We start from the raw sequence: 9,363 nt of genomic DNA, 5'->3' as shown, positions 1-9,363 counted from the left end.
CCAGAAGGGCAGCAAAAGACTCAAACTCTACGATGAGCAGAAATTGCTCTGCACCAGCGTCCCAAACTCCGTCGGGCGGCGGAATACAGTGACCGAAGGGCAGTAAAAAAACTTAATCTTCACGGGGAGACGAAATTGCGCGCCGCACAGGGTCCCAACTTCCGCCGGACGGCGGAATACAATGCCCGAAGGGCAATAAAAAGACTTAAGCTCCACGAGGAGGAGAAATGGCTCGTCTCCAGGCGTCCCAAACACTGCCGGATGGCGAAATCTCTTTCCCTAAAGGTGATAAACAAATCAGGTTGAGCTGAGTAAATCAGACTGCTACACACTCAACTCCTCCCCCAGTATATTGATGCTCTTCCTTGCATCAGCAGAAGCTTGGATTTAAACTAGTTTTCTGTATGATTCTGTATGACGTACGGGCAATATTCAAACGTGAATGCCAGTCTCTTGGAACATGTTTTTTTTTGATACGCTGCTATGGAGGTGCAATGTCTGATCTTGAGAAGCGACAAAAAGTCTATGACTACTTGAAGCGGCTTGGAGTGAAGTACACCGTGACGGAGCATCCGGCCGTTTTCTCAATTGATGAAATAAAGGCCCTGAAGATTAATCTTAAGGGTGATGTCTGCAAAAATCTTTTTTTGCGAGATTCCGCTGGGAAGCGGCATTTTCTTGTGACCATGTGCAACGACAAGACAGCACCTTTGAAGGTCTTGCAGCAAAAACTGGGTATTTCACGGCTAAGCTTTGCCTCGCAAGAGCGCCTTGCCAAGTATCTGGATTTGGCCCAAGGGGAAGTAACTCCTTTTGGTATTCTTAATGATGAAGGCTGCGAAGTTGAGATTGTATTTGACTCCGCACTAGAGGGTAATCCCTGCCTTGGCGTTCACCCCAATGACAACACGGCAACCGTCTGGATTTCTTTTGATGACCTTTACCGTTCTGTTTCGGCGCATGGAAATCGTATCCATATGGTCGCGCTGGATGGCTGATTTCTTGCAATTTTAAATGTACGCTCCATTAATGCTGGTTATATTGCCATAGTGTTTGCCCGTGTTTTGCCCTTTGCCGATTAAGACTTCTGGCTCATGCGGCATAACGCAAAAAAGCCGGGTTGCCCCGGCCTTTTTCACATCTGTAATAATATGCTTACTTCACCACAATCAGATCATATTCGCGTGTGCCAAGGCCGATTTTTTCGGCATGCTCCATACAGGTACGCCACTCGGATTCAGGGCCAGAATTTTTAAAGTGGTCGTGGTGATCCACAAATCCTTTTTTCGCAAGATTTTCCACAAGCTGACTGCCGGGCAAGGGTTTGGCCTTCATGCAGGCATCCACGCAGGCCTGATCAAGCGCCAGCGGGTCAAATGAGGCGAACATGCCGATGTTGGGCAGAATGGGCGCGTCATTCTCGCCATGGCAATCGCAGTTGGGTGAAACATCCACAATCAGCGAAATATGAAAGTGTGGGCGACCGTCCAGCACGGCCTTGGTGTATTCCGCCATTTTGTAGTTGAGCATTTCGATGGCGGCATCATGTGCGAAAGAAATGGCGTCAAAATTACACGCGCCAAGGCAGCGGCCACAGCCCACGCAATTATTGTGATCGACCGTGGTTTTCTTGGTTTCGGCGGAGTAGTGCAGGGCGTCATTGGCGCACTGCTTGATGCAGGCCTTGCAGCCAACGCACAGCGATTCGTTGATATTGGCCTGACCGTTGCTGTGCTGCTCCGTTTTACCAGCGCGCGATCCGCAACCCATGCCAATATTTTTGATGGCGCCGCCAAAGCCGGTCATCTCATGCCCCTTAAAGTGGGTGAGGCTGATGAAAATATCGGCATCCATAACGGCGCGGCCAATCTTGGCTTCCTTGACATATTCACCGCCCATCACGGGCACCAGGGCTTCGTCTGTGCCTTTGAGCCCGTCGCCAATGATGATGGGGCAATTCACCGTGAGGGGCGTAAAACCGTTCTGCCATGCGCATTCCAGATGTTCCAGGGCATTTTTGCGGCTACCGGGATACATGGTATTGCAGTCGGTCAAGAAAGGCTTACCGCCAAAATCCTTGACCGTGTCAACAACCGCACGCGCATAGTTGGGGCGCAGGTAACTGATGTTGCCAAGCTCCCCAAAATGCAGTTTGATGGCAACAAAACGGCCCTTCATGTCAATGTGGCCGATGCCAGCTTTTTTGATCATTTTCTTCAGCTTGGTGGGCAAACCATCGCCAAAAGCCTTGGTGCGAAAATCCGTAAAATACACCTTTGCTTTTTCCATAAGTATTCACCTTCGCGTTTAGCAGTGTTGGCCGTAATGATTGCATTGCACAATTGTGCGCAAGTTAAAAAGGGCGGCACATGGCATTCAATTGCCCCATGTTGTTTTTCGCCATCATGTCTGCATGGCTTCCAGTGGGAAAATACAGCCTGCGGCAGGGAACTGCCAAGAGCGGGCACGCCATGATCCCGACATTCTCATACCTCTGGCAGGGCGCTGCTTGCTAGCACGATCCTCCTGTTTATTTGCCTGATCCTGCAAAATCATAAAGTTATGCTAACGGTTACGCTCTCGTGCCTCCACCATATGGAGTTTGAAATAAATCTGCTTGACTTATTATACGACCGGTCTAATAATCATATGGCAAAACACGGAGCACAGATATTTTTGTATGAAAAAGTATGAACTCGTCCACTTGAGCCGCACCTCCCCAACTATCGTTCTGGCTGCACCCACAAACCTGCCGACGGGCTTTTAAGCCCGCAGTATATTACCACCCAAATGAGGATTGAATTATGGAAAGGAAAAAAATTATTGTTGCCGAATACGCCAAAAATATTCTTGAAGCTCTGCCCAAGGGTATATTGCTTACCTCAAAGGCAGATGGCCGGGTGAACAGCATGACCATTGGCTGGGGAACCCTCGGCATTGACTGGTCCAGCCCGGTATTTGTGGCCTATGTGCGCGAGCACCGCTTTACACGCGAATTGCTGGATAAAAATCCAGAATTTACGGTCAATGTGCCCTTTGGCGAATACAGCAAAAAAATCCTCGGCATTTGCGGCTCCAAATGCGGGCGCAATCTGGATAAAATTTCTGAAGCAGGCCTGACTCTTGTGGATTCAGAACTTGTTTCTGTGCCCGCCATCAAGGAGCTGCCCCTCACCCTTGAGTGCAAGATCGTATACAAGCAGAAGCAGGATCTCCCCAGCCTGATCACCGAATACCAGTCAAAGTTTTATCCTCAGGATGTTGACGGCTCCGCAGTTGGAGCAAACCGGGATGCGCACATAGCCTATTATGGCGAAATTGTCACCGCATACATTCTGCAATAAGTTGAATTTGGCAGCACAATAACCAAGGGGGTTCCCATGAAGGAGATTTTCCACAGGGTCAGCGTGCGCAAGTTTGAAGACCGCGCCGTTGAAAGTGACAAGGTCGAGCAGATTTTGCGTGCCGCCATGGCCGCACCTTCTGCAGGCAATCAGCAACCGTGGGATTTTTATGTGGTGACATCCAGAGAAAAGCTGCACGCGCTTGCTCAGGTCAGCCCCTATGCCGGGTGCGCCGCAAATGCCCCCCTGGCCATTGTGGCTGCCTATCGGCAGGATGGCTGCCGCTTTCCACAATATGCGCAGATTGATCTTGCCATAGCCATGCAAAACCTCTGGCTGGCGGTGGATTCGCTGGGCCTGGGCGGCGTGTGGCTTGGTGTGGCCCCTGACGAAGACCGGATGGAAAAGGTAGAGAAAATCCTGCCTGTGGCAGCAGGGCAGAGGGCCTTTGCCATCTTCCCCCTGGGCTATCCTGCGGAGCAAAAAACGCAGCAGGACAGATTTAATGCAGAGCGCATCCACTACGTGAAATAATTTGTGCCCCGGCTTCCGGCCTTGTGTCGAAGCCGGGCCAAGGCCAACGAAAAACGCCCGGTTCCCCTGAGTAATGGGGAACCGGGCGTTGATGTTTTTGTACGAGATAACTTAGCGCAGACGTTCAAGAACCGCCTGGGCAATGGGTTCGCTGGAGGCCGGGTTTTGCCCGGTTATAAGCTTGCCGTCCACTTCCACATGCGGGGCCCACATGGGGCCGACTACAAAGTTCGCGCCTTCGCTGCGCAACGTTGTTTCGAGCATAAAAGGAACTGCCTTTTCCAGCTGCATGGCAATTTCTTCATCATCGGTAAAGGCCGTTATGGTTTTGCCCGCCACAAGGGGGGAGCCGTCAGGCTTTTTGGCACCTACCAGCCCGGCCGGGCCGTGGCACACTGCCGCAATTATCTTGTCTGCTTTGGCAAAATCGTTGAGCAGGCGTTTCAGCTCGGCATCGGTGGCAAAATCCATCATGGTGCCGTGCCCGCCAGGCAGGAAGATGGCGTCAAAGCCCTCAGCCTGAATATCCTTGAGCTGTGCAGAATTTTTCAGCAGTTCAAGGATGTCGGGCCATTTGGCAACAGAGGCATCATCAAGGCTGTGGGGATCAACTGGCACTGCGCCGCCCTTGGGGCTGGCAACGGTTATGGAGAGGCCTGCCTTTGCCAGCGCAATATAGGGAACCGCGATTTCTTCAAGCCACACGCCTGTTTTTCTGCCGTTGGTCAGGGCATCGGCGCTCGTCGTAACCATGAGTATTTTTTTCTGCGCGTTCATAAGAATGCTCGCTGTTGTATGTGTGGTGTGGTTGGGGATGCCGCAGATTTTGGCTGGCAGTGCCCCGAGCATGCGCGGGATTGGCCAGCAGCTTCAGGCTCAGCCGGTTTTGCTGCGGCATCACAATTACCCTGCTGTTAAAACCCTTGTGAACAGCACGTTCACAAATTGTTTCAGTGGCTCGGGCGAGCGCATGACCTTTGCCCGCAAAATGGCTCCTTCCCAGCCAGAAAGGAGAAAGCCTGCAAGCGACTGGGGATCAAGCCCCGGATTCAGTTCGCCAGCCTGTTGCGCTTCGTGCAGGCACTTGGCAAACAGCCCGAGCCAGTCGTGGAAGACTTCTTCCAGGCGGCATCTGAACCGTTCGCTCTGAGCGGCCAACTCCTGCCCCAGATTCCCGATGAGGCAACCCTTGCTGAAGTTGTCCTGCACTGTACGTTCAATGCTTTCTTCCAGATACCTGCGGATGCGCTGGAGCGGGGCCAGCGCTTCATCATCAAGATAGCCGTGCAATTTTTTTGTATAGTTTTCAGCAAAGAGGTTGATGACTTCAATGCCGAAGTTTTCCTTGGTGCCAAAATGGTGGTAGAACGAGCCTTTCGGCACGCCCGCCGCCTTGAGTATGGCGTCTATGCCTGTGGCGTTGAAGCCGGAAACAGCGACTATTTCAACACCTACAGCGATGATTTTTTCTCGTGCGCTTTCTTTCATGACTAAAAATTAGACCGGTCTGATAGTGATGTCAATATCTGCTGCGGTCAGTTTTTATCAACTTGGACGGGCAACTTGCCAAGAGTCTGGTCTTGTTCGGTGCAGGGAGACGTGGACAGAAGTTTATCTGAACTTGCTAAAGCTGTTTCAAAATAAGCGATTTGGCAGAAGCAGGGCAGAAAATAAGGAGGGGAATGCAGGTATGATGGCTTGATTTCAAGAGGGTGCCGGGACTGCCGACCCGATGTCGGCAGCCCCGGCCCGCTTGCGCGGGTGTTTCATGTCGGGAAACACTATTGGGTAGGATTCACCGAGCCAGCAAAGGGATACGGCCCGGCAAACGTAGCCTGCACTGCAATCTGGCAGATGTGGGAATTCCACACGCCCTTGTCAAAGTGGTGGAGCAGATAGCCCGGCGTTTCCATGCGGAAGGTGTCGCCGCCCTCGGGGGAGAGATCAAGGTCTATCTGCATGGAAACCGCAGGTGCCGTCATGGCGATCCGCCCGTGCCATTCTGTGACGATGGGGCGGTGCATGTGGCCGAAACACAGCCGCATCTGCGGGTTGCGTTCTACAATTGCTGCAAAGCGCTCCATATTTTCAAAAGGTTCGTCCATGGCACCCATGCCCGTAACAAACGGGGGGTGGTGCATGAAGAACATGGTTGGCGTATCCGGACGCTTTGCCAGCTCACGTTCCAGCCAGTCGCCGGTTTCGGCGGGGAAGTGGCCGGAATGGGAGCCGGGGCTCATGCTGTCCATCATGATCAGCCGCAGGTTTTCCTCCTCCACCGTATAGCAGAGGTAGGGCGCAATATCTTCCTTGGCCGGGCACCAGTGGGGCATTACCTCGCGCAGGCGGTCGCGCCGGTCGTGGTTGCCGGGCACGGCGTACACTGGCACCCCAAGGGGCGAGAGTTCGTCGTGCAGGATGTGATATGCGTTAAGGTCTCCGCTGTCAGCTAGGTCGCCTGTGATAACAATGAAATCCGGCTGTTGCGTCAGGTTTTTCACGTGAGCCACGGCTTCGTCCAGGCAACGCCGGGTATCTACCACCCTGAAAGACAGGCTGTGGTCGCCCCGCAGGTGCGTGTCTGAAAGTTGCAATATACGCATGATGCTAATCCTGTGCGGTTCCTGCAGCCTGCGCAGCCAGTCTGTTGTGCCGCGCCTGGATGGTAAAGGCCGAGAACGCGCTGGTTGCTGCGGCTACGAGTACGAAGATGCAGATGTAGAAGGGATCGCCATCGTTCCACTGGATCAGGGCGGTGCACACGCCGGGCACTATGCCCGCAACCAGGAAGCCCGGGAACTGGTAGACGATGGAAATGCCCGTGTAACGCACTTCAGCCGGGAAGAGATCCGAGAACAGAGCGGCCTCAGGCCCGAAAACACCGGCGTAAAAGATGCTCAACGGGATGGCGATGGCAAGGCCAACCAGAAACATATTGCCGCCGCTGCTTTGCATAAGCCAGAACGAGGGGAAGATGGAGATGCCGCAGGCAAGGCTGGCAAGGCCATAAATGCGGCCCCGGCCAAAGCGGTCGGCCAGTCGGCCAGCGATCAGAATAAAGGGGCACATGAGCAGGGCCGCAAACATGACCGCCGTAAGTGCCTCGGTGCGGGTGGTGTGGATCTGCTGCACAAGATAGGTGATGGAAAATACGGCCAGCACGTTGAAGAACACGCCGTCAATCCACCGTGCGCCAACACCCAGGGCAATGTTGCCGGGGTAGTTTTTGCACACGGTCACGATGGGCAGGGCCTTTTTGCTGGTTTCGCCCTTGGCTTCGGCCTTGCGGAATTCGGGGGTTTCCAGAATGTGCGTGCGCACATAGAGGGCAATGGCGATGAGTACCACGCTCACAAGGAAGGCAAAGCGCCAGCCCCACTCCAGGAACTGCTCGTTGTCCAGCAGCCAGGAGAGCAGGGCAACCATGCCGGAAGAAAGGCACAGGCCGGTGGCAAGACCCATCTGGGGGATACTGGCGTAAAAGGCCTTTTGGCGATCACTGGCGTATTCGTAGGTCATGAGCACCGCGCCGCCCCATTCGCCGCCAAGGCCAAGGCCCTGACACAGGCGCAGAGTTTGCAGGATGATGGGCGCGGCAATGCCAATGGAGGCATAGGTGGGTACAAGGCCAATACCCATTGTGGCAATGCCCATGATGAGCATGGTTAGAATGAGCATGCGCTTGCGGCCCAGCTTGTCGCCGTAATGGCCGAAGATAAAGCCGCCAAGGGGGCGTGCAAGATAGCCGATGGCAAAGGTGCTGTAGGCCATGATGGTGCCGATGAAGGGGTCGGCGGTGGGGAAGTAGAGCTTGTTGAACACAATGCCCGCCACCACGCCGTAGAGGAAAAAGTCGTACCATTCAATGGTGGCGCCAAGCAGGCTGGCAATTACGACCTTGCGCATTTCTTTTTTGGAAGGAACGTATTTTTGCTGTGAGCTGTCGTCCATACAGACACCCTCCGTGTGGGCTGTCAGCACCGCAATTCTTTTGCGGGTGCAATTAAAATTTTAATTGAATTTTAATCATGCGGTGGAATAAAATTTTAATATAAAATTTTTTAATTGCCTCCACTTCAAAAATAATGTTGAATATGGCTAAATTTAGGGTTTGATATCACGCTGAAAAAAATTGTGTCAATTGAATATTTATTAAATAAAAAATAATTCTTTTGATACATAAAAATCTGAATAAAGCCTTAGGCCTGGTTTCCATGCATCGCCGTGTGGGATCGCCCATGACTGAACAGGAGGCTGCCATGACGGCAGAAACAAGCAGCAAGAGCCGCGTCAGGCATACCGCCGCAAAAAAAGTTACGCTTGCCCATGTGGCAAAAGCAGCCGGAGTTTCCCAGGCTACAGTCTCAATGGTGCTCAACGGGCGCGAAGGGGTTTCGTTTGCAGACGAAACCATTGCCGCAGTCTTTGCGGCAGCGGAAAGCCTGGGTTATCGGGGTGCAAGAAGGGCAACGGGGTGTGCAAACGTTCCCTCAGTGCTTGTGGTGGCCCCTAACGTCACCAATCCATATTATTCCACTGTTATTCAGGCCATGCAGCAGGCTGCCGCGCTCAAGGGCTATGCCACCAGCATATATACCACCTACCGCAGTCTTGAGAGCGAACTGGCGGCCCTGCGCCTTGCCCGCAATATGGGCATGGCGGGTATTATTTTTGCCATGCTGGCCCATCCGGAAGAAGTACTTGAAAAGGCTGACCGCAAGTTGCCCATGGTTGTTATTGGCGACAGGCGGCAGGATCTTAACGTGGATACGGTGGAATTGAACAATTATGATGCTGGCAGCCTCATTGCCCGGCATATGCACGATCTGGGGCATCAGCATCTGGCCTACATTTCCACCACGCTGGATCAGGCCAATCCCATCCGCATGCAGCGATTGCAGGGCCTGCGCGACACCTTTGCCCAACTGTGCCCGCAAGGCTCGGTGCTGGTAAAAAGCCGGGATATCAGCCCCGAGACAGAGCTGGAAAATTTGCAGATAGAACACATTGTGGGTCTTGAACTGACGCGCAAGTGCCTTGATGACAAAAAAATCACCGCCTTTGTGGCGGTGAACGACATGGTGGCTTACGGCGTTATAGATGCCGTGCGCGGAGCAGGTTTTACCATTCCCGGCGATTACAGCGTTTGCGGCTTTGACAATATCTTTCCCTCAGGTTTTGCGGGCGTGGCACTGACCACGGTTGAGCATTATATGCGCGACAAAGGCCGCAACGCGCTGGAAATTTTGCACAATAAAATCAGCGGTGCGGCCTCTGACCGAAATATTACCCGCGTGGAATACAGTCATAAGCTCATTACGCGCACATCTACAGCCGCGCCGCGCGCTGGCGGCTAGGGCACGCCCATAGGCCTGAATCCGGAGGGCCTTGCTGGCAATAAAAACCTGGAAGCAGGGGGGCATTCCACCGTGGGGAATTGCCCCCCTGACCTGTGATGGTAATGTTGTCTCCCCTGTGTTTATTC

General features: G+C 53.2%; 9 protein-coding genes. 4 read left to right on the top strand and 5 right to left on the bottom strand.

Annotated elements, in window-relative coordinates:
• Nucleotides 1–494: 494 nt before the first annotated feature.
• Entirely contained in the window at nt 495–998 is a 504-nt protein-coding gene (locus NE637_RS08655) for a prolyl-tRNA synthetase associated domain-containing protein (protein WP_256267687.1), read from the top strand.
• 157 nt (nt 999–1,155) lie between these two features.
• Here NE637_RS08655 and NE637_RS08650 read toward each other — a convergent pair whose 3' ends face one another.
• Nucleotides 1,156–2,289, bottom strand: a complete 1,134-nt coding sequence (locus NE637_RS08650) for a DUF362 domain-containing protein (RefSeq protein WP_227118249.1) — start codon at nt 2,287–2,289, stop codon at nt 1,156–1,158.
• Nucleotides 2,290–2,804: 515 nt separating this feature from the next.
• Here NE637_RS08650 and NE637_RS08645 point away from each other — a divergent pair.
• Both NE637_RS08645 and NE637_RS08640 read left to right on the top strand, forming a co-directional pair.
• Nucleotides 2,805–3,344, top strand: coding sequence for a flavin reductase family protein (locus tag NE637_RS08645; protein ID WP_227118248.1), 540 nt, complete (start codon nt 2,805–2,807; stop codon nt 3,342–3,344).
• 36 nt (nt 3,345–3,380) lie between these two features.
• A complete protein-coding gene (locus tag NE637_RS08640) occupies nt 3,381–3,878 on the top strand; it encodes a nitroreductase family protein (RefSeq protein WP_215648758.1) in 498 nt (165 codons plus the stop codon).
• Between the two features lie 111 nt (nt 3,879–3,989).
• On the opposite strand, the gene NE637_RS08635 is transcribed toward NE637_RS08640, so the two are convergent.
• The 4 genes from NE637_RS08635 to NE637_RS08620 all read right to left on the bottom strand — a co-directional run bounded on the left by NE637_RS08635 (nt 3,990) and on the right by NE637_RS08620 (nt 7,829).
• Entirely contained in the window at nt 3,990–4,655 is a 666-nt protein-coding gene (locus NE637_RS08635) for a type 1 glutamine amidotransferase domain-containing protein (protein ID WP_215648755.1), read from the bottom strand.
• A 126-nt stretch (nt 4,656–4,781) separates the two neighbouring features.
• Nucleotides 4,782–5,366 carry a TetR/AcrR family transcriptional regulator gene (locus NE637_RS08630; RefSeq protein WP_192113893.1) on the bottom strand — a complete coding sequence of 195 codons (585 nt, stop codon included), beginning with the start codon at nt 5,364–5,366 and terminating at the stop codon, nt 4,782–4,784.
• Between the two features lie 293 nt (nt 5,367–5,659).
• On the bottom strand, nt 5,660–6,481 hold the full coding sequence (locus tag NE637_RS08625) for a phosphodiesterase (protein WP_227118247.1): 822 nt from the start codon (nt 6,479–6,481) through the stop codon (nt 5,660–5,662).
• A 4-nt stretch (nt 6,482–6,485) separates the two neighbouring features.
• The gene (locus NE637_RS08620; RefSeq protein WP_192113891.1) at nt 6,486–7,829 is read right to left on the bottom strand and encodes an MFS transporter; all 1,344 of its coding nucleotides are present in this window, start codon (nt 7,827–7,829) and stop codon (nt 6,486–6,488) included.
• 308 nt (nt 7,830–8,137) lie between these two features.
• Between NE637_RS08620 and NE637_RS08615 the strand changes: the two genes are divergently transcribed.
• Entirely contained in the window at nt 8,138–9,235 is a 1,098-nt protein-coding gene (locus tag NE637_RS08615; protein ID WP_192113890.1) for a LacI family DNA-binding transcriptional regulator, read from the top strand.
• Nucleotides 9,236–9,363: the final 128 nt, after the last annotated feature.

Source organism: Desulfovibrio desulfuricans (genome assembly GCF_024460775.1).
Taxonomy (GTDB): domain Bacteria; phylum Desulfobacterota; class Desulfovibrionia; order Desulfovibrionales; family Desulfovibrionaceae; genus Desulfovibrio; species Desulfovibrio desulfuricans_E.
Note: the sequence above shows the minus strand (reverse complement) of the source record. Positions and strands in the feature narration are given on the sequence as shown.

Excerpts from the sequence above, each read along its gene's own strand:
- NE637_RS08655 (WP_256267687.1), top strand. The coding sequence starts at position 495 with ATGTCTGATCTTGAGAAGCGACAAAAAGTCTATGACTACTTGAAGCGG.
- NE637_RS08650 (WP_227118249.1), bottom strand. The coding sequence starts at position 2,289 with ATGGAAAAAGCAAAGGTGTATTTTACGGATTTTCGCACCAAGGCTTTT.
- NE637_RS08645 (WP_227118248.1), top strand. The coding sequence starts at position 2,805 with ATGGAAAGGAAAAAAATTATTGTTGCCGAATACGCCAAAAATATTCTT.
- NE637_RS08640 (WP_215648758.1), top strand. The coding sequence starts at position 3,381 with ATGAAGGAGATTTTCCACAGGGTCAGCGTGCGCAAGTTTGAAGACCGC.
- NE637_RS08635 (WP_215648755.1), bottom strand. The coding sequence starts at position 4,655 with ATGAACGCGCAGAAAAAAATACTCATGGTTACGACGAGCGCCGATGCC.
- NE637_RS08630 (WP_192113893.1), bottom strand. The coding sequence starts at position 5,366 with ATGAAAGAAAGCGCACGAGAAAAAATCATCGCTGTAGGTGTTGAAATA.
- NE637_RS08625 (WP_227118247.1), bottom strand. The coding sequence starts at position 6,481 with ATGCGTATATTGCAACTTTCAGACACGCACCTGCGGGGCGACCACAGC.
- NE637_RS08620 (WP_192113891.1), bottom strand. The coding sequence starts at position 7,829 with ATGGACGACAGCTCACAGCAAAAATACGTTCCTTCCAAAAAAGAAATG.
- NE637_RS08615 (WP_192113890.1), top strand. The coding sequence starts at position 8,138 with ATGACGGCAGAAACAAGCAGCAAGAGCCGCGTCAGGCATACCGCCGCA.